General features: G+C 46.9%; 18 protein-coding genes. 4 read left to right on the top strand and 14 right to left on the bottom strand.

The window, feature by feature from the left end:
• Window positions 1–23: 23 nt before the first annotated feature.
• The gene (locus AC4PM4_RS07120) at window positions 24–2,210 is read left to right on the top strand and encodes a YhgE/Pip family protein (RefSeq protein WP_491613406.1); all 2,187 of its coding nucleotides are present in this window, start codon (window positions 24–26) and stop codon (window positions 2,208–2,210) included.
• Between the two features lie 128 nt (window positions 2,211–2,338).
• On the opposite strand, the gene AC4PM4_RS07115 is transcribed toward AC4PM4_RS07120, so the two are convergent.
• Window positions 2,339–2,677: a DUF4190 domain-containing protein gene (locus tag AC4PM4_RS07115; RefSeq protein WP_090997564.1), complete on the bottom strand. Its 339-nt coding sequence runs from the start codon at window positions 2,675–2,677 to the stop codon at window positions 2,339–2,341.
• Window positions 2,678–2,856: 179 nt separating this feature from the next.
• On the opposite strand from AC4PM4_RS07115, the gene AC4PM4_RS07110 reads away from it, so the two are divergent.
• Window positions 2,857–3,408, top strand: a complete 552-nt coding sequence (locus AC4PM4_RS07110) for a mediator of RNA polymerase II transcription subunit 4 (protein ID WP_269053512.1) — start codon at window positions 2,857–2,859, stop codon at window positions 3,406–3,408.
• Between the two features lie 273 nt (window positions 3,409–3,681).
• Here AC4PM4_RS07110 and AC4PM4_RS07105 read toward each other — a convergent pair whose 3' ends face one another.
• The 8 genes from AC4PM4_RS07105 to AC4PM4_RS07070 form a co-directional block, all read right to left on the bottom strand.
• Window positions 3,682–3,951: a hypothetical protein gene (locus tag AC4PM4_RS07105; RefSeq protein WP_491613207.1), complete on the bottom strand. Its 270-nt coding sequence runs from the start codon at window positions 3,949–3,951 to the stop codon at window positions 3,682–3,684.
• Between the two features lie 11 nt (window positions 3,952–3,962).
• Entirely contained in the window at window positions 3,963–4,451 is a 489-nt protein-coding gene (locus AC4PM4_RS07100; protein ID WP_024628857.1) for a hypothetical protein, read from the bottom strand.
• 529 nt (window positions 4,452–4,980) lie between these two features.
• Complete coding sequence (locus AC4PM4_RS07095) at window positions 4,981–5,736, bottom strand: amino acid ABC transporter ATP-binding protein (RefSeq protein WP_491613206.1); 756 nt, start codon at window positions 5,734–5,736, stop codon at window positions 4,981–4,983.
• A gap of 62 nt (window positions 5,737–5,798) precedes the next feature.
• Window positions 5,799–6,458, bottom strand: coding sequence for an amino acid ABC transporter permease (locus tag AC4PM4_RS07090; protein WP_491613205.1), 660 nt, complete (start codon window positions 6,456–6,458; stop codon window positions 5,799–5,801).
• A gap of 109 nt (window positions 6,459–6,567) precedes the next feature.
• Window positions 6,568–7,338, bottom strand: coding sequence for an amino acid ABC transporter substrate-binding protein (locus AC4PM4_RS07085; RefSeq protein ID WP_063565932.1), 771 nt, complete (start codon window positions 7,336–7,338; stop codon window positions 6,568–6,570).
• A gap of 130 nt (window positions 7,339–7,468) precedes the next feature.
• Window positions 7,469–8,026: a DUF4825 domain-containing protein gene (locus AC4PM4_RS07080; protein ID WP_269053510.1), complete on the bottom strand. Its 558-nt coding sequence runs from the start codon at window positions 8,024–8,026 to the stop codon at window positions 7,469–7,471.
• On the bottom strand, window positions 8,023–8,715 hold the full coding sequence (locus AC4PM4_RS07075) for a permease prefix domain 1-containing protein (RefSeq protein ID WP_491613204.1): 693 nt from the start codon (window positions 8,713–8,715) through the stop codon (window positions 8,023–8,025). Before AC4PM4_RS07075 ends, AC4PM4_RS07080 begins: the two co-directional genes overlap by 4 nt.
• Window positions 8,712–9,071 carry a PadR family transcriptional regulator gene (locus tag AC4PM4_RS07070; protein ID WP_491613203.1) on the bottom strand — a complete coding sequence of 120 codons (360 nt, stop codon included), beginning with the start codon at window positions 9,069–9,071 and terminating at the stop codon, window positions 8,712–8,714. The genes AC4PM4_RS07075 and AC4PM4_RS07070 overlap by 4 nt, the downstream gene beginning before the upstream one ends.
• Window positions 9,072–9,344: 273 nt before the next feature.
• Between AC4PM4_RS07070 and AC4PM4_RS07065 the strand changes: the two genes are divergently transcribed.
• Window positions 9,345–9,803 carry a hypothetical protein gene (locus tag AC4PM4_RS07065; RefSeq protein WP_491613202.1) on the top strand — a complete coding sequence of 153 codons (459 nt, stop codon included), beginning with the start codon at window positions 9,345–9,347 and terminating at the stop codon, window positions 9,801–9,803.
• Between the two features lie 48 nt (window positions 9,804–9,851).
• Here AC4PM4_RS07065 and AC4PM4_RS07060 read toward each other — a convergent pair whose 3' ends face one another.
• Window positions 9,852–11,357, bottom strand: a complete 1,506-nt coding sequence (locus tag AC4PM4_RS07060; protein WP_491613201.1) for an alpha-glucosidase/alpha-galactosidase — start codon at window positions 11,355–11,357, stop codon at window positions 9,852–9,854.
• Window positions 11,358–11,589: 232 nt separating this feature from the next.
• Window positions 11,590–12,597 (bottom strand): AraC family transcriptional regulator, encoded by a 1,008-nt coding sequence (locus AC4PM4_RS07055; RefSeq protein ID WP_491613200.1) that lies wholly within the window; start codon window positions 12,595–12,597, stop codon window positions 11,590–11,592.
• A 183-nt stretch (window positions 12,598–12,780) separates the two neighbouring features.
• On the opposite strand from AC4PM4_RS07055, the gene AC4PM4_RS07050 reads away from it, so the two are divergent.
• Window positions 12,781–13,383, top strand: a complete 603-nt coding sequence (locus AC4PM4_RS07050) for a histidine phosphatase family protein (protein ID WP_491613198.1) — start codon at window positions 12,781–12,783, stop codon at window positions 13,381–13,383.
• 252 nt (window positions 13,384–13,635) lie between these two features.
• Here AC4PM4_RS07050 and AC4PM4_RS07045 read toward each other — a convergent pair whose 3' ends face one another.
• The 3 genes from AC4PM4_RS07045 to AC4PM4_RS07035 all read right to left on the bottom strand — a co-directional run bounded on the left by AC4PM4_RS07045 (window position 13,636) and on the right by AC4PM4_RS07035 (window position 20,687).
• Window positions 13,636–15,978 carry a rhamnogalacturonan lyase gene (locus tag AC4PM4_RS07045; protein WP_491613405.1) on the bottom strand — a complete coding sequence of 781 codons (2,343 nt, stop codon included), beginning with the start codon at window positions 15,976–15,978 and terminating at the stop codon, window positions 13,636–13,638.
• A 633-nt stretch (window positions 15,979–16,611) separates the two neighbouring features.
• Window positions 16,612–19,044, bottom strand: coding sequence for a glycoside hydrolase family 6 protein (locus AC4PM4_RS07040; protein WP_090997547.1), 2,433 nt, complete (start codon window positions 19,042–19,044; stop codon window positions 16,612–16,614).
• Window positions 19,045–19,595: 551 nt separating this feature from the next.
• The gene (locus tag AC4PM4_RS07035) at window positions 19,596–20,687 is read right to left on the bottom strand and encodes an efflux RND transporter periplasmic adaptor subunit (RefSeq protein WP_161490609.1); all 1,092 of its coding nucleotides are present in this window, start codon (window positions 20,685–20,687) and stop codon (window positions 19,596–19,598) included.
• Window positions 20,688–20,777 lie beyond the last annotated feature (90 nt).

Raw genomic sequence — 20,777 nt, 5'->3', positions numbered from 1 at the left:
CGTAATGATGGGGAGAGAACATGATGAAATCATTCACTGTATTTGGGCAGGATTTGAAATCCGCCTTCAAGAAACCAAAAGTATTTATTCCGATTCTCGTGGTGCTGTTCATTCCGGTACTGTATAGCGGTCTGTTCCTCAATGCGTTCTGGGACCCTTACGGCAAAATGAATGAACTGCCTGTCGCCGTGGTCAACACGGATCAGGGGGCAACCTACAATGACAAATCGCTGGAAGTCGGACAGAATCTGGTCGATGAATTGAAAAAAAGTGATGACTTCAACTGGCAATTTGTGACCCGAGAACAAGCCGAGCAAGGCATGGAAGACAACACATATTACATGACGATTGTTATTCCGGAGGATTTTTCCGAGAAAGCAACCACTCTGATGGATGACCATCCACAACCGGCAGAGCTGATCTATGAACCCAATGAAGGATACAACTTCCTTGCGGGTCAGATTGGCGGGACAGCGGTCAAACAGATCAAATCCAAAGTCTCTGCGAAATTGACGGAATCTTATACGGAAACCCTGCTTGATCAGGTAGAGAAAATCTCTAGCGGTTTGGCAGATGCCGGAGACGGCGCAAGTCATATCAACGAGGGCGCGGTTAAGCTGGATGAAGGTGCCTCCAAGTTGAAAGAGAACCTGTCCAAACTGGCCGATGGAACCAACAAACTAGAAACAGGCATTACCCCGTTAAAAGAAGGCACGAACACCTTGGCTCAGGGTATTGATGAGCTTCATACAGGAGCCAGCTCCCTTTCCAATGGTTTGTCCCAATTGGCGGCAGCAGGTACGAAGCTTGGTGACGGAGCAGCACAGGCTGAAGCTGGCGGCAAAAAGTTACAGGTTGGGATTCAATCTGCTCAGGAAGGAGCCGCAAAATTGGATGCTGGACTGGCAGCAACTGAGGAGGGTAGTGCCAAGCTGACCGCTGGATTGCAGGCTTCAGTCGGAGGCAGTGGCAAAGTAAGTGAAGGTGCCAAGGCCGTTGCGCAAGGTCTTGCCCAATTAGCTGAAGCTAGTCCAGAGTTAGCTGCTAACCCAGCTGTACAGCAACTTCTGGCAGCAAGCCAGGCTGTTGCCGCTGGTAGCGAACAGGTATATCAAGGTGGACAGCAATTGCTCGAAGGCAGCCAAAACCTGCAAGCTGCTCAACAGCAGCTGCACCAAGGCAGCAGCCTGTTAGTGCAGGGTGAGCAGCGGCTTCTAGAAGGAGCATCGCAATTATCCACTGGACAGGTACAGCTTGCGACTGGCCTCCAGCAGTTCAACTCCAAGTTGTCTGAGGCTGCCGCTGGCGGAGCCAAACTTTCAGAGGGTTCGAGTCAATTAAACGCAGGTGCAGGAAAACTGGTTGATGGCTTGGACCAACTTTCAGACGGAATCACCACCATTGCAGACGGTTCCCGCAAGCTGGATGATGGCGCTGGAGATTTAAAAGAAGGTACCTCCAAATTGACCGACGGCTCTGGTGAGCTTGCCACCAAACTGAATGATGCCGCCGATCAAACGGGTAGTGTGAAAAAGACGGATGAACTCGTAACGATGTACGCAGAGCCCGTTCAGGTGGATGAACATAAACACAATGAAGTACCCAACTATGGTACAGGATTTTCGCCATACTTCCTATCATTGGGACTGTTTGTCGGGGCATTGATTGCAACGCTGGTTGTACCAACACGCAGCAGCTCGGTTACCGATGCGAGTGGCTGGAATCGTTTTGTGAGCAGAACGCTGGCTTTCACGATCATGAGTGCCGTGCAGTCCTTGCTCGCTTCCTGGCTTGTTTTGTCCGGCTTGGGCCTGGAAGTTCAAAGCGTGCCTTTGTTCCTTTTATTCAGTTTCGTTACCAGCCTGACCTTCATGTATATCATTCAGGCTCTGGTTACTTGGTTGGAGAATCCCGGCCGCTTCCTGGCGATCCTCATGTTAATCTTCCAACTGACCACCAGTGCGGGTACATTCCCATTGGAGCTCATTCCGAATTGGCTGAAAGGTTTCAATCCATGGCTGCCAATGACCTATTCGGTCACCGGGTATAAAGCTGTTATTTCGAGTGGACAGTTCGGTGTGGCTTGGGATCAGATCGGAATTTTGTGCCTCTTTGCCGTGATTGGTCTGGCGGCTACCTTTACGTATTTCATGGTGCATCGTACGAATGAAGGCGAGGAAGTAAGTAGAGAAGCAGTGCTTCACGTGTAGGATGGAAACATAAAAAGCAAGGCATGTTGTAAGCAACGCCCTCGCCTCAATAAAAGCGGGTGTTTGCTTATACACGGCCTTGCTTTTTTTGATCATGAGGAAAAGAGGTAGGAAACAAGCTCAAACACTTAGTATGTAGAAGTAACATTGGTACTTACCAAAAAAGTAAATAGCAGTACAAGTATAATGAGAATAGCATAGAGAGCCGTCCCAATAATCCCACAGACAAGACCCGCAATAGCCAACCCTTTCCCCTGTTCCATACGAATTCTGAGTTCTTTCAGTGCCAGCGACGCAAATATGATAGCTACGATACCAATAAAAAATCCCAAGTATGGTATGGTTAGCGACAAAATCCCCAAGACAAGAGCTGCAATAGACTTGCTATTAGTTTTTGGTACTACATAAGGTGGTGGTGGAAGCGGATCGCTATAATAACGATCCACATCATTGTGACGTTGATCCAAAGGTAAATCCTCCCTGTTTATTAAGTAGTCTCATTATACTTGATAAGCCAGGAAAATATGCTCCATTATTTGTAAATATTCCGATTTTATTAAATATATTTACTTATTTGTCCGGAAATACGGAGCACCTAGAAGCACAGGAAATATGATATTCTATTTTAAGGATAAGGAGGTTTATTATGTATAAATTCACACCTTTACTATTGTCACTTACTTTTCTGATGACGGGTTGCAGTGAAACGGATAAATCGGTCGAAGCTTTGAAGTCGGTAGAGCTTCATGAGGAAAATATCCAAACGATCAAGGAACTACGTGAAGAAAACGCTCGTCTTCAGGAACAGATCGTTCAACTTCAAGAGAACGTACATAGCGAGGAGCTCAGAAACAATTTAAGAGAAACTCTAAACATGACGTTTAAGCTGATCGCTGCCATGGAGTCTGGAGATATTGCTTATATGGAGTCCGTATCTTCACCCAATGTAGATATATCCAAAAACAGCAATACCATGACTATTTATAATGCAGGCCACTCCTATGAAGTCCATTTCCTTAACGGTATACAGTGGGATGAATTCGAATTCAGAGGTTATAATCAAAAAGATTCAGACCACTTCATGCTGTTCATAGCCAAATACATCACGACAAAGGGTTCTGAAGGAAATATTGCGTATGAATTCTCTTTTGTTCGTTCCCCAGAAGGAAATTGGCTATTTGACGGATACGTATCGTAATTGATCTTGAGTTAGCCATAGCTGTAGTTTTCATAAATTCACTGACTCGGCCTTCATTAAACTCACCAATAATAGAAATCAATATCGCTTTCTTCGTCTCCTACACCTATATGATCTTGAACCAAATCAACGTTTTTAAACGATTTACCTACTTTACAGGAAATATTAAACCCCCTGCACAAAAACAGGGGGGTTCTCCACAACTGAAGCCATAAAAGTATAGCTATTTCTTATAAAGGAGTGCAGTGTTATTGAAACGAGCGAACTCTGACTTCAAACTTGTAAAAAATAAGTTGCTACAGCAAAAATAATAATATTAAAAGGCATGATGTAAACGGCCATTCTTTTTGCTTTTATTTTTCTTTCATAATTTGCTTTGTTAAATAGAAATTCAACAAAAAAAGTAGATGCACTGGTTACAGTTGCTAGGAAAAAATACAGTAAAACATTACTACTGTAAAATTGTGTGTATCCCAGCGAAAGTATTATTAGTAATAACAAGAAATTAGTTGAAATTATATAACGATCCAAGAATGTTTTCATCAATTATCCCCCTATGGGCATAATAAGGAGCCTCCAACCCATATAGCCCCTGTTATCGCCGTAATTGCGAACAGTGCTGGCGTGGTTGCAACACCCAAAATCAGCATTGCTGCATTCATTTGAACGCCGTGAAATAATCCGATTAGACTCAATGCAGTTGAACAGGCGCCATAGGGTTGAATAATTGGACCGTCTTTTTGGTTTTCTTCAATGAGGCCGTTAACCTGGTCAATATCTTTTCTTATCTGTTCATAACTGGTATTAGGCGCTTGATTGAGTATAGTTTCCTTTAACTGAGCTTCATCAACGAAATAAAATAACCCTGTTTTTTCATCGACTTTTAAATGCTCAATAAGTAAATTAGCAACTAACACTTCTTCTTTTGTCATACCATTCGCATCTACAGAGTTTTGAGCTTGAGCGTAGGTACTACCAACTAAACTAAAAAACATTGCTGACACCAACATAATGATAGAAAATTTGTTTTTCAACATCCTCATAATTCAAACAACTCCTTTATTTGGTATGAAATAATCATACACATACTTATAAAAAATGTCAAATATATACAATATGAAATAAATTTTATATAATTATTATTGTGTTTATAATAACAAAGTCCTGAACGGGCATAATACAGAGGGGGCATGTAACGTCTGCTTGTATCTTCAGAAATATATCATCGACTACTACTCTGAAGTAATTTCAATCCACGCACTCCATACGGAGTGCCACCTATCAAACCGCGAACTGGCTGAGAGGATCAAGAAATTTCAATCCACGCACTCCATACGGAGTGCCACAGCGAAAAAAACACGTAACAACAGCATATGTATATATACTAATTACGTGTTTTCAGCCATATTGTCATTTACTATATTTAGTTTAATATATGAAACCCATTATATTCAAGTAATCTGTTGCCAAAAGGTCACAAAATGACGTTTTCGACAAATTACGAGATGCGAATCTCCCGGGGATTTCATGGGAGCTTGGCATTCGCACCTGCCCATGTTCCTGTTCAGTCCTCTACCTTTCCACTTCCACCCGCTGCAAAAACGTGCGTGTGCGCTCCAGCTTGGCATTGCCAAAGATCTGCTCCGGCGGACCCGCCTCGGCGATTTCGCCGTTATCCATGAAGAAGACGCGATCCGCAACATCGCGGGCGAAGCTCATCTCATGGGTGACGATCATCATCGTCATATTCTCCTGTGCCAGCTGCTTGATGACACGCAGCACTTCTCCGGTCAGCTCGGGATCGAGTGCCGAGGTCGGCTCGTCGAACAGCAGAATGTCGGGCTGCATCATAAGTGCGCGGGCAATCGCTACGCGCTGTTTCTGTCCACCGGACAGGTTGGCGGGATACGCATCCGCCTTGTCGGAGAGCCCTACTTTACCGAGCAACTCCAGACTTCGCTGCCGGATGATCGCTGAGCTTTCTTTTTTCAACGTCTTCGGTGCCAGTTCCAGATTCGCCTGTACCGTCAGATGCGGAAACAGGTTGAAATGCTGAAAGACCATGCCCATGCGATCCGTAATCTTCCGAATATCCGCGGCACCTGCATACGATCCGTTCTCAGCCAGCGCCTGGCCTTGGATACGAATGGTGCCACCCGAAATATCCTCAAGATGAATCAGGCTGCGCAGCATCGTACTTTTACCCGAACCCGAAGGCCCGATTACGGCAATAACCTCACCTGGCTTCACGTTGAACGATACCTGCTTCAGCACATCAAGTGTACCGAATGATTTTCTTAATTGATTTACTTCTATAATATGTGTCATATGCAGACAGTCCTTTAATTGATGAGATTAGATAACTTTATATACTTCTGTTCCGTGCGCGTTTACTCAAATGTATAACGTTTCTCCAGTGCCTTGAAGAACAAGGTAAGTACCATGGTCAGCAACAAATAAATAATACCTGCAACCAGGAACGGCGTCAGACGGAAATCCCGGTTTACTGCGGCCTGTGCATAATGGAGCAACTCGGGTACGGCAACTGCATACAGCAACGCCGTATCTTTAATTAACGTAATGGACTCGTTCGCCGTCGCAGGCAGTACAACCCGGATCATCTGCGGGATGATGACTTTCGTCATCGTCTGCCATTTGCTTAGGCCCAGTACCTGTGCGGCTTCATGTTGTCCTTTATCAATCGAGAGCAATCCACCTCTGAAAATCTCGGCAAAGTACGCACCATAATTCAAAATAAAAGCCAACGTTGCCGCCGTAAAGCGGTCAAATACAAGATACTCTCCTACGCCTGGAAGCAGCGGCAGACCGAAGCAAAAGAACAACAGCTGAAGCATCAGCGGCGTTCCCCGCATCACATATACGTACGTATGAGCGATCCATGCCAACGGCTTGAATCGGCTTTTCATCAATAAGGTTACTCCAAATCCAAGTGGTACAGACACTATAATGGCCAGCAAAAATAAAAAGATCGTGGTCTGTGCACCTTCAAGCATGGGCTTCATGACGCCCAATAAATACTCCCAGCTCATCGCAATCGGCTCCTCTAATCTGTTAACCCCGCATTCCGCAGGAGTCTTGCTCCTTTTTGGAATCCGGGGTCATGTTGTTTACTACATATGTCAGGCAAGTGGCCTGATCCTATTTCAAAACTTCATCTTCACCAAACCATTTGGTGGAAATCTCGGCTGCTGTGCCATCGGCATTCAGCTCATCCAATGCTTTTTGCAGCTGATTCAGTAGTTCTTCATTGCCTTTTTTCACACCAATGCCGTATTGTTCCGGAGCAAGGGATTCATCCAGCAGTTTGAACGTTCCCTCTTCCTTGGACATGTAATATCTCGCAACCACTTCGTCGATGATGACAGCATCCAAACGTTTCGTCTTGAGATCGGTCAGGGCCAGTACGTTGTCCGGGAATTCGGAAGCATTCACTTTATCCTTCAGAGGACTTGCCGCGAGTGCATCTGCCGCAGAGGACAGCGCCTGCAATCCTACATTTTTGCCATCCAGTTCATCCAGCTTCGTAATCGGTGAGTCCGCGAGTGTGACTGCAACCTGGCTGTTCTCCAGATACGGCTTCGTGAACAGCACTTTATCTTTCCGCTCATCCGTAATCGTGTACCCGTTCCAGATCAGGTCGATTCGGCCGCTGTTCAGCTCCGATTCTTTGGAAGACCAATCAATGGGCTGGAACGTAATTTCTTTACCCATTTTCTCCGCTGCCGCTCTTGCATAGTCAATATCAAAACCAACAATTTCATTCTTGTCATCCCGGAAGCCCATTGGAGCAAATTTATCATCTATCCCCACAATAATGGCATGTTCATCTTTGCTTCCCGAGCTGGAACATCCCGCAACAACAATCATGCATATGCTGATCAATAATAGAAATATCGCTTGTTTTCTCATCTCTCTAACCCCTCCATGTCTATAACCAAACCCAAACGCTTTAGTTCGTTACCACGTTATCAGAGTCTTATAATAACATAGCATAGGAGAAGAGTCGAGCCTCTTACCTTTTCCTTATCTTTGAACCAGCTTAATTGTCAACAATTTGTGAAAAAGCTTCGTTCACTTGCGCGGGATCCACTAGCTTCTTACGCACCAATGTATCCCACTCCTCAGGTTCCTGAAGGGTTTTCAGTTCCGTTCCGGCCCATTGCTGGGCGGCTTCACGGCTCAAAGTATATTGAACATCCTCAAATGAATAAAGCACATGCTCCAAATTATCAATCCATACAAAATTGGCAGCAGCATTATATACAAGTATTCGTTCCAACTCTTCGGGCTTCATCTCGCTGGTATTCATCCTGTAATTAATCTGAGCCGTAAATGTCTCTGGAACCAACTGATACCCATTCAATTGGCCGTTTAGAGGCAAGGCTTGATTCAAATGGCTGAGATTAGAGAAGTCTCCCATATAAGCACTGCGATATTTCGCTAATGCCGCAAAATCATGGGTCAACGGATCTTGCTGCTCTGCTTCATACTGCGACTGCTTCGCCTCTATTCTCGGATTAACGACGCCCTCAACCACAATAACACCAAAGATACCGAGCATGACCAATGCAATAATCCATTTATTCTTTCCCGTCATATGACATCGCCTGCCTCATACTTGCTCACGATCCGATACGCCCTCTGCACGATCAAAGGAATAATAATACTTAATAAAGGTATGGCAAAAGCAATTGCGATTACCGTAAATTGATAGGGTCCCTCTACCTGAATCGGTCGACTATACCAGATGTTGCTTCCAAATCGCAGCGCCGCCTGTGTACCCCATAACACAACGATGAGCCCTGCCCATAACCACCACACTCTGCGCGTCCATTGTAAGAACACAGGTGTACGAATAACGGCAGTGTCCTCTGGATCAGTCGAAGTATTTTTATTTTTCATCATGTAAAATACATACGCTCCACCAACGATCACACTCATGATCATAAGCAAATTGTTAATGGTTGCGCCCTGGACCATGACTCTCATTGGAATGGTAATGATCCAGGCGATAAGACTATAGATCAAGGCAGACTGCAACACCGCAGTCCAATAAGGAACGCGATGCACCCTGCGATGATCACTCATGATCTGCTCCATGCCAGCCACATGTTGTATGGCAGTCTGAAAACCCTGCTCCTCGTCCATACCCTGCTCCATATAATCTTCAATTCGTGCAGCGAGATTACTGTGAATCTCTTCTTTTAACTCCTGATTGGCCAATGTATCCTGCGCATCATTGAACAGACGATTCACATAGCGGGTAATGCGATCTTCCAATGTCATATCTCTTCATCTCCCTTTTCCCCGGAAATAATCATGCAGTCAATCAATGTTTTGGCTGCGTGCCAAGCGTGAACTTGCTGGGTATAAGCTTCCTGCCCCTGCGTTGTAATCCGGTAATATTTGCGTCGTCCTCCCTGGGTCTCTTCCCCCCAGTAGGATTCCACATATCCACTCTTCTCCAGCCTTTTCAGACTGGAATAGAGTGTCGGTTCCTTTAATTCAAACCGGTCTCCACTCTTGCGATAAATTTCCTTAATAATGCTATAACCGTAGTTATCCTTCGGTATAAGTACACTCAGAATAATGGGGTCAATGTTGCCTCGAATGAGGTCACTGTTAATCGCTTGTTCATCCATCTGCCAGATTCACCGACTTTCTTCAATCTGGGTATACTATAAGACATATTACTATGTCTGTAAAGGTAATATGTATTGCATGATACATATGCGTCGCAATGAGCAACATTCTTCTCTTTTTCTTCGTCTGGAAGATATTAGGGGGTGGCTAAAATAAATTTTTTCATTACTATAAGAACATTGGCTTCACTCGTGTTCCTTACAACTTTGCTGATATTATCCGGCTGTAATCCTACTCCAAGTAACGGCACAAACGAACCTCCCTCTCTCCCATTGCCAGATACAAAGGAAGCTGAATTGGGTTCACTAGAGGAGAACGCTAAGGAATCTGGACCCAACTTACCCCAGGAACTGCCTACGCCAACTATCCAGAGCGAAAGCGGCATCTCTATTCCAGCTGTACAGGGCAGTTATTGCTGGGGAGGTATGTGTGCTGACTATGCAGGTGATGTGGAATTGCTGGAAGGTAAAGTACCTGTCTCGGTGTTGGTGGGCGAGAACATATCTATTAACTTGAGTACGGATGTACCGCCTAACGAATTCACTCTGGTTGAATATGTGAACGGGGAGGCACGTCCCATCTCTTTCCGAGAAGGATCATTCCAGTTTGCACAGGAAAAAGGTACTCATTATTATGGAGCCTTTATCGGCTGGTCTTCCCCAAAAAATTCGCAGGTTTCCTTGGGTGATACCTCTTTTGCCTTTGTAATCCGTGGTGTCGAAAAAAAATAGAACCAAACAAGGCCCCTCCAATTTTGGAGAAGCCCTACTCATTTTTATCTATTGTTGCACTTTCTCCCGATCTTTCCCTTTATCCGATTCACCCGCATTTTTGTTGGCGGCATCGCGATCCTGCTGCATCTCCTCAACGGTTTTCACTTTGAGACGTGCAGCACCTTCATATTCCTTCGTAGGAATCAGGTTGCCTGCAGCAAGTCTTGCTTCTGCCGCAGCAATGGCGTCACCATATTGAGGCAACCATTCGGCTTGAGCGACCAGCATCTCGTCAACCATTTGCCAGATTTCTTTTGGATTACATACCGCACCTACGAGTGGGTCCATCATGAACGCTTGACGCAATAGTTTGTCGTCACCATGTACCGCAGCTTCCACCGCAAGTCGTTGTACGGAAATGCTCACATTACACACGGCAGCCGGGCCGAGTGGCAGGTCGCCTACATGTGGCATCGAAATACCATTACGATCCACATATCCCGGTGCTTCGATGATCGCATCATCCGGCAGGTTGGAGATCACACCGTTATTGACGGTATTGAAGTGTCCGCGGTATACGCGTCCCGTTTCCAGCCCTTCTATAATGTAGGAACCATGTTCTCCGCCTCGTTTTTCCGGGGCGAATTGCATTGGCTCATCCTTCATCCAGTTCGGGAAATCAGTCTCAAACCAATTTCTTCCCTCTGTACATACACGCAGGTACCCGCCCGTCTCGCCGTTAATCCAGCTGTCCAGATCAATCCAGTCCTTGATCTCTTCCGGACGTTTGCGGTACCAAGGCACATATTCGCTAAGGTGACCATTCGATTCCGTACTGTAATAACCAAATCGGCGCAGCATATCAATCCGCACTTTCTCGGTACGGCTATACTCTGGATGTTTCTCGAAAGCTTCGAGCAAATCACCCGTAAGGTCTTTACCTTCATGGGAAGCCTTGACGTACCAGGTCTGATGATTAATTCCGGCACATACGATATCCACTTCATTCATTTTCAGTCCAAACGCTTCCGCAATCTGGTGATGCCCATGCTGTACCCCGTGACATAATCCAATCGTGCGAACACCGCCATACTTGTTGCAGGCCCATGTCAGCATAGCCATCGGGTTGGAATAATTGAGGAGCAGCACATCCGGTGTGCTTTGTTCACGAATATCTTTACAGATGTCGAGCATTTCGGCAATTCCACGCTGTCCGTACATAATCCCACCTGCACACAATGTATCGCCGACACATTGATCTACCCCATATTTGAGCGGAATATCCACATCGGTTGCAAAAGCTTCCAACCCTCCTACACGGATTGTACACAGTACATACTTCGCATCCTTGAGCGCTTCTCTCCGGTCTGTTGTCGGCTGAATCTGAATATTCAGTCCATTCTCGCGGATATCGCGCTGACACAGCTCGGTAACCATGTCTAGATTGTGCTGACTAATATCACAGAACGCAATCTCTATATTGTTGAATTCCGGTACCGCGAGCAAATCCCGCAGCAACCCCCGTGTAAATCCGATACTGCCCGCCCCGATAAATGCCACTTTAAACGACATGCACAGTTCCTCCCGTAATCCGAAACGATTGGCTTCGGTTAATGACTTCATTCAGTAACACTTGCAATTGAATTGAAGTTGCCTGATGAAATCATTGTAACAACGGTACATAAGGAAGCGTTATCAAAATCATGACCAGTTCACGAAGTAGCTGTCAAAAATCCTCACTTTTGTGTCCGAAGATCATTCAGCCTATCCTGCTCAGATAAAAACAGAGTACCTATTCCCCCTATTATTCCAGTGGATAATGACTGACATGTCGCTCCATCGAGGAACGGAATTCAACCGGAGTTCGGCCTGTATATTTCTTGAACAACATATGAAAATACTGTCTGCTCCCCACGCCAACGTAATCGGAAATTTCGGAGATTGGAATATCGGTCTGTTGCAGCAGCATCTTCGCCTTTTCCATTCGGAGCATCGTGAGATAGTCGGTAGGCGTGCGCTGCGTGTGCTGGCGAAAAATACGGTGCAAATAGCCTGGATGCAGATTCACTGCTGCTGCGATATCCTTCATTTGAATATTACGATCCATATTGTGATGCATGAATTCAATCGTACGTTTCACGTACAGCTCCGTCTGATCCAACGCACTTCGGTTGAATTCCCCGCGCAGTCTTGCGACCCGAACCAGCAGTTGGATAAACAACGTGCGTACCAGCGTACCTTGCTCAGGCGACTTCAGATCACGGGCTTCGCGATGATGCGAGCGTTCCTCCGGCGGAATAATCCGAATAGGTGCAGAAGATCGACCCTGCTCCATCAGTCCACGCTGATCCAGCTCCAGCACAAGGCTTTTCATAATGTGGTACACCTCTTCCGGGTCAGGCAAAACCAGATAAGGCGTGGCTTGTGCTAAAAAAGCATGGACTTCCTCCTCTTCCAACGCAAGCTGGCGAATGGATGGATGCCCTGGCTCCGATCTGGCAACTCCAAATTCCACATTGAGCATGCGGCACGGTACGCCATCCTTCACCAGCAGACGGTGTGGAACCCCTGCGTCCAGCAGAATGAACTGCCCTTTTTTTAATACTGCCTGTTCCGAGCTGCCATCCTGCATCTGTACATCGACCCGGCACATTCCCGAAATAATGTACATGATCTCCGTGGAATCATGATCGTGATAAGACATCTGGTAGTTGTCCCATTGCTTGTAATAATACGCGTAAAAACGCGGTCCATAGTCCTCTGTGCGCAGTTTCTCCTGAAACAGACTGCCTGTCCAATGTTTTGCTTCCAATGCCTGCACCTCCGTTGCTGCAACGATCCTCACTTTTTTCCATTGTAGCAAGTCTCGGCGATGTATTTCACCATGTAATTGAAAAATCATTGCGATTACAAATTAGATAAACATATAATTAGTTATAAATCTAATCAATTTTATTTTATTTAATCTAATCTATAACGAGGAGGTAGTGAGACTATGAAAACTACATTTTTTCTGGTGAGGCATGCATTAAAAGAAAAGCGCATCGGTGATGTTCCCATTACATCCGAAGGAGTAGCACAAGCTAAGTCGACAGCACTTCATTTGGCTAACGTACCTGTCACCAAAATCATTGCAAGCCCACTTCAAAGAGCGATCAACACTGCGGCACATATTGCTCTCCAAACAAACATTACAGTGACTGAAGACCAGCGTCTGCGTGAACGCGCCAACTGGGGGGACCTACCTGAACAAACCTTTGAAGAATTCATCGCGATGTGGGACAGATGCACAAGTGATCCATACTACCTCCCACCTGTGGGTGATTCCTCTAAGCAGGCAGGCCAACGTTTGGCCTTTTTCCTAACGGAATTGACGAATGTAGAGCCACCAGATAGCCATATCGTTATCGTTACTCATGGCGGGTTAATTACGGATTTTCTAGTAAACACATTCCCAGAGCTTGAACTTAACGTCTGGCATCCTAATTTTATCGCCATGCAAAGTCAACTGATTCCCGAATGCTCCATCACCACATTGATTCATGAAAACGGAAAGTATACCATTCAAGATTTTGCATCCGTAGCACATTTGAAATGATGATGTCGTTTGTTGTTTCGGTTTGACCATATCAAAAAAACTCCGGGTAACCTCCCGTACGCCTAAACGCACCGAGGTTACTCCAGAGCTTCACTTTAATACAATAGTAAACTTCTTATAACAAAATAACACTGTTGGAAACACTTGGATTCAGGTTTTCCAAATACGTTCAACAGTATCAACATACTGGTATTAAGTCCTCAAACCCCAACCATCATAAGATCATCTGAGGATTGGGACACTTCTCAAATCTCACTTTTCACCCTTACCCGACTTGGGCGTGTCGAACTTCGGCAGCGTAACCTTCGACCAGTCGATATCCGATGCCATGTAGAAGGATGGGTAGGACGGCTGATTGTATCCACTGTTCTGTCCAGCAATGCCGACACGATACATCGCGTCGTGCATTAGCGTGTACAGTTTGCGATCAGTCTTTTCGGTGCTCAGGTAGATGCGGATCGCCGAGCTGTCCTCGGTTCTCACCAGCATCTCTTCCCGCCAATCCCCGAAGATATCCGCTACTAGAGATGGCGTACCCTTGGTATAATTGTTGGTCAACGTGCCGTTCGCGGTCAGCAGAGTTCCCCGATTCCAATCCTTAATCGTAGGCGTGACATTAATGGCACCGTCCACGATTTGAGTTGTCATATCAGCGGCCCAGCGAATATTCATATTCGTGCCGGGAGCCTTATCGCTTATTTTCTCACTGCTGGCCGTCCAAAGTCCCACAGCCCATGTCTCCAATCCGCGGCGGGTCGGGTCCACATCACCGATCATGCCACGTCCGGTATCTTTGCCCGTGTACCCGCCATAGATCACTTCCCCAGTCTTCGCATCCCGCAGGGAATATCCGTATGGTGCCCAAGGGCCACCCTCATGCACCATGAAGATCTCCAGCCCCGGACGATCCGGATCAATATCCGCTACATGAAGCGCATCCCCATGCCCCAGACGTGCAATCGTTCCCGGAGCAGCACTCTCCGCTGGCATCAGGTCCTTGGAGCTGTACAACACACTGCCATCATGATCAATCGTGGCCGAGCCGTACACAATCTCCTGTTTACCATCTCCATCCACATCAGCGACACTGAAATAGTGCGCGCCTTGCGTTGTAATTGAGCCGTATACTGGATCTGTACCGTCCACCCCATGCGGACCGTCATTGAACGGGTTCTTCATTGGCGTCCAGCCACTGTCCACTTTCCATTCACGCTTGAGCTTTTTGCCATCCCAGTTGTAGGCGACCATGGTCGAACGTGTGTAGTACCCGCGTGCAAAGATCGCAGACGGTTTCTTTCCATCCAGATATGCCACGCCTGCCAGGAAACGATCTACCCGGTTCGCTGGTTCAATACGCGCCATTGCATAATCGCCCCACATCAACCCATCATCCTGCCGTCCCGGTTCATAAGGAATGGTCTCCAGCTCTTTGCCCGACTCTCCTTCGAACACCGTTACATACTCAGGTCCATCCACGATAAAACCTTCGAACTTGCGCAGCTCATTCTTGTCACTGCGGCTTGGTGCATACACATCGATGAAGTAATCGGCCAAGCTCTCAGCATCCTTCTGAGACAATGGATAACTATACTTTTTCTCAATCCCAAAAGCTTCCTCCAACGTAGCAGGCCAGTTGCCCTTCACGACCTCTTCATGTTTATGCCAGTTCTTGAACATATCCACGACATGATCATAGTAGCCATCTGCACTTAAACGGTAATCATCTTCGTTAGAATAACCTGCCTTACGATCCTGCTTCGGAAGGGTGATGTATTTTTCGGAAGTGACCTTTCCTTTTTTGTTATATTTGATGATCTTGGTTCCCGGTGCAGTCTTGAACATCATCTCAGCCTTGCCATCCCCGTCAAAATCATAAACGAGCATCTGTGTATAATGAGCACCCGAACGGATGTTAACCCCGAGATCGATCCGGTACAACAATTGTCCGTCCAGCGTGTAACAATCCACGTACGTTTTACCGGTGTAGCCTTTTTGCGAGACATCCTTGGAGTTAGAAGGGTCCCATTTTACAAAAAACTCATATTGACCGTCCCCGTCCACATCGCCCACACTCATGTCATTCGCAGAATACGAGTAGGCTTCTCCCACTGGCGTCACACCATCGGCCGGTTTTTGCAAAGGAATATCGACGTAGCCGTTCGCCCAAGGTTTGACGGATGCACTGTGTTTACTCTCCTTGCCCTTCTTGCTTACCGCTGCCACTTCATAACGGGACGACGATTTGCCTGCGGCATCAACATAGTTGGTGCTGTCGGTGACCGTAGCAATCTTCTTGCCATCACGATATACGTTGAAATCCGTGCCTGTCAGACCTTTATCGCTATACCCTGTGGCCTCGTCACCAAGCAACCTCCAACTGAGAAAAACACCCTCGGAAGTAGACGCCGCAACCAGACCGCGATCAAGATACTCAAGCTGAATGTCTTTCAAAGAACTCCCTCCCTTATGTGACTGCACGCTGGCCTCTGCCGCGCTGTTCTCACTGGAAGCTGCTGCTCCGCTCGCACCCGCTGTTCCCGCAACGAGCAAAGCAACGCTTAGTGCCGAAGACAGCATTTTGGCTGCAAGTGGCATACGCACCTTCCTGCGATTGGAGTACATACCTGAAACCGATCCTTTATGTATCGGCGCTAATGTTTTGGATTTCATCGACCTTCACTCTCCTTGAGACAGAATGGGTGATGCTTATGGCTGTGCTTGGATCGTTGCGACATCCGTCAATCCATACAGACGTTCATATCCTTCAAATTTTACTGAATGCGCTTACAAAAATATAAATGAATAGCTCTCCTGAACAGACTTCTTTGACTCCGTCCCCCTTCCATTCCCTCTCCATTAGAGCAGCTTCATCCTGCCCATCGGGTATTATTATAGACATCCCACCTGCTGTGACATAGGCAAATATCCGTCCAAAACGATCAATATTCAGTGTTGTTCAGGACTCTATCGAAACGAGCACACCTTATTCCGAAGATTAGCGGCAATAGAAAAACTAACGAACTCCGGTACGTTATCTGGTAAAAACCATCGGAAAACAGAGTGAACACAGGGCGAAAACCTGGTAATAACGTGTATACGATTCGTTAAAACACTGCACTAGCTCCATTACACGAAATAAGACGCACTCCATTCGTTAAAATTGAAAAAAGGGACGTTTCCCAGTCATGTTCATGACTGGGAAACGCCCCTGTTTTGTATTCGCTCCTTTTAAGGCTCAATGCCCCAGACCAGGGTACCGCCTTTGTAGAGGGTCACCTTGTTCCAGTCCTGATAGGATGTTTTGGTTGGATCGTAGGAATAATCATTGGTTTCATCTAAGTTGCTCCAGTCCGTTTTGTACATGCGGAGCTGGATATCCCCGGATTGTCCACCTGCCTGGATCGCGCCTGCTCCAGAAGTGAAGCTCAGCTCCACATAGGAATCGGTGAACGTGCGCTGGATGTTGGCTCCGCCAACTTGAGCGTAATCGACAGCAGAGTCCATCGCTGCGGTACCTTCTTTGGAGAAGTAATAACGGATTTTCAGATCACTCAGATTTACAGCCGTGTTACCTACGTTTTTGATGTTGAAATACGGTTTAATTTGGTTATCTGCCGCGTTGGTATCTCCCGCACGATATTGCAGAACCAGGTCACTGGTCGGAACAACTACACTTTGCGGTGTTGCAGAAGCTGCGGCAGAATTGACACTTTCCCCGGCAGCGTTCACGGCACTAACCACATAATGATAGGTCGTTCCATTGGTCAGACCCGTATTGGTGTAGGATGTGCCGCTCACGTTGGCAGCAACCGTAGTGAATGGACCCGATGCACTCAACGCCCGTTTCACGTTATAACCTGTCGCTCCTGCCGAAGCCGCCCAGGTCAAGCTGATTTGAGCATTGCCTGCCGTAGCTGTCAGCGCTGTTGGTGCAGCAGGGGCAGTCACACCTGCTACTGGTACCGCACTTTTTACAGCCGAATTCACACTCTCACCCGCAGCATTCACGGCACTAACCACATAATAGTAGGTTGTACCATTGATCAGACCTGTGTTGGCATACGATGTGCCGGTCACGCCAGCAGCAACCGTAGTGAATGGACCCGACGCACTCAACGCCCGTTTCACGTTATAACTGGTCGCACCTGTGGAGGCTGTCCAGCTCAGGGAAACCTGTGCGTTGCCTGCTGTCGCAGACAGTGTTGCCGGAGCAGCTGGAGCTGTCGTTCCACCCCCTCCACCATTGCTGGCTGGAAGAACAGGGAATGAGTTCTGCACCAGCATGACGAATTGGTCATGGAACCAGTGACCTGACACTGGTGCGTTAGGCAGTGCACCCGTCAATACACCATCACGAGTTGTAAAGGTTGGATCACACATCCGGTCGAAGCCTTTTCCTTCGTTGTTCGGAATTTCCGAGCTGGAGCCATCAGACTCCCCTGGAGGTTTGACCCATACATAGGCATCCAGATGGGCTGGTCCTGGTGCAGCTTTAGGTGCTTCACCTATGCCTGCTCCACTGTTATTACACCAGTTCCCCCGGTGATCGCGCTTATCCACACGCCCGGAGTTCACGTACGTGTTAATATCACTGCCTGTGGCAGACGTTGGACGATTCACCCCGCCCCATCCATTACGACTGGTATCAATGAGGAAGCCCGTGCTGGCCGGCCAGCCAGCTTGTACAAATCCGCTATACAGTGCCGCAGTGAAATCGGTTTCGTCAAAGTAAGGGTTCCACTCATAAAACTTGGAAGACTTGATCGGTTGTCCGCCGATGTTCAGATCGGGATTAGGCAGATTCGGTTCATTCAGCGGTGTGCTATTCGCTGTGTTCGTAATGAAGCCATCGGCGCTATTCAGACCTGCTGCTGTTCCTTGGACAACGCTAGTATACAGCGAGATTGCGCCTGTACGGTTGTTATCCCAACCAAGCCAGCCGGAGTGACCAATATCCAGGTAGTTGTACACATTCGGAATGGCATGCAGCTTTTCCAATGCGTATTTCACACCAGCTTCATAGATTCCTGTTGAACTCGCTTGGGCACAAGCTGGTGTACTGAGATTGGTTACCAGATTGGGCAGACTGTCCGGCTCAATGATGGCGATGATGCGAATGTCCTGATACTTGGGCTTTGCAAAAATATCGGCAATTACATTGATATAATCATTTTTATACGTCTGTAGGGCCGCCTGTGTTAGTGGAAGTTCACCATTGGATGCAAGGGCATGACAATCCCGCCCAGGTAAGTTGTAGATAACGAATGAAGCGGTAATTGGAGTACCTGACTTCTTTTGTGCCAAGGCGGCATCCAGATGCTGCTCCACACTTTTGCGTCCGGCATTGTCTGTTCCACCATTAATGGCAGCAATACGGTCGATCCAGACTGCCGTTGGATAGGATTTCACCGTTTCCATCTTGGCTTTTAACGCTGCATCACTGGTGAGAGCAATGGACGTATCCACGAGAGCGGAATAATCCTGGTTTAAATACGACGTAGCTCCGACAAACGGATTATCCACATGCGCTTCAGCCGCCTGACTCACTCCTGGAGCCATGCCCGGGAAAATGCCCGCCGCGAGCAGCGTTGCTGCCAGCATTTGTTTTACACTTCTGCGAAGCACCTTTCCGCCTTTCGATAAGGTTTTCGATTTTGTCATTAGGGTTCCACCTTTCTTGTACTTGGATTGGGTATATACTCATGTCTGATCCTCTGTGTCGGCAAGATGCTATGCACGGTAGAGAACGTATGGATGAGCTGTAGGAACTTCACCTCCATGAATGTAGTTCAATTGGGACAAGCTAGGTCAACAACAATAAGGTGTGAAACAAGAAACAGAAATGGTGTCTTACACTGAGGTTAAGGGACAAAGCAAGGGGGATAACATCTGTAGGTGTGTGCGGGTGATCTTTGGTGAACGGCTTTCAAGGCATTGCTCTGACTTAATTAAAGTAAGCGCTTACTTTTAGAGGTTTTAAAAAAAGGCTTACCCTCGATACAAACCTCACATCGCGTGTCCACCTCCTTATGAATCGATTATACTCCATGTAAATATTACTGTAAATTGAATTTATTAAAATTTATTATATTTAATTCCATAAATCAGGCAGGAATTCCGAGATGTGCCTCCCCAAGCCATAAAAAAGGCTCATTACGGGCTTATCCCCCCGTAATGAGCTAATTGACATAGCATATTCTCATGCTACTTTTTTATGGAAGCACAACAATATCTCCTGGTTTCAAGCCGTTCAATACTTCAGTCTTGTCATCTGTCTCGATGCCTGTTTGAATCGTCTGCTGTACATATTGCCCGTTGCCCTGATCCAGCATCACATATGCCGTATCCTGATCTCGCATGACCGCCAGCGTGGGAACGACCGTCGCTTTCTCCTTGCGCAGCGTTTCAATCTTGCCCTCCAGACTTAATCCACCGATCAGCTTGGCGTTTGGCTTCAAATCAATGACAATATCGAATTGGGAAGGCTGTTTCAGATCTGTTTCCGTTCCCTTTTTGGCAAACTTGGAGATTTTGATGACCTTTCCGGTTAACGGAACCTCCTTGTTTCCCGTCATATGTACACTTACAGGCATGCCTGTTTGGATTTTGAATAGCTCCTGCTCGCTAATGGCCGCCACAAATTGTAATTTGCCTGTGTCCACAATGGTACCCACATACTGACCTTCGCTCACCATACGTGTCTTGGTCTCCGTATCGTTCATCAGAAACACACCGGATACCGGCGCGTACACGGTGGATAAACCCATGACCGCTTTCTTGGCCTGAACCTCCTGCTCCTTCACAGCGATGGATTCCTTGTTCATTTCGTTGGTCAGTCGTTTTGTTTCCCGCTCGGCGAAGGCTTTCTTCCGTTCTTCTTCAGTAACCCCCAATTGCTCGGGACCCTCTCCCTGAGTAAGACCAATCTCATTCAATTGAGCTTCCAGCCTCGATTTCTCAATATCGGTCTCCAACTGCTGCACTTCCGTCTGCAATGCTTTCGAATCAAGCGAGAACATGACGGCTCCCTTGTGAATGGGCTCCCCATTCTCCACATTCCACTGCTTTATCTTCGAGGCAAAAGGAGCGTACACATCCGTCTGTTTGGCATAAGCCGACTTGCCTTTGACCTGAATTTCCTGCGTGATCGTCTCCTGTGTGACTCCAAATGTAATGGGCTGCGGAGCCTCGATGGGCGCTTCGGGTACCGGTTTATATTGCTGGTACAGAAAATATCCAGCGCCTGCGAGCAGTCCGATCATGATGATTCTCTTTATCCATTTGCCTATTGCCGAATTCTTCATTGCCGTATGTCCCTTCATTGAATCTGTCTGGTGATTTCCGTCTGTTAAATCCTTAAATCCCTAAACTGTGCTTTCCTGTATCTCTGCTTT

Source organism: Paenibacillus sp. MDV22-iso6 (assembly GCF_058408365.1).
Note: the sequence above shows the minus strand (reverse complement) of the source record. Positions and strands in the feature narration are given on the sequence as shown.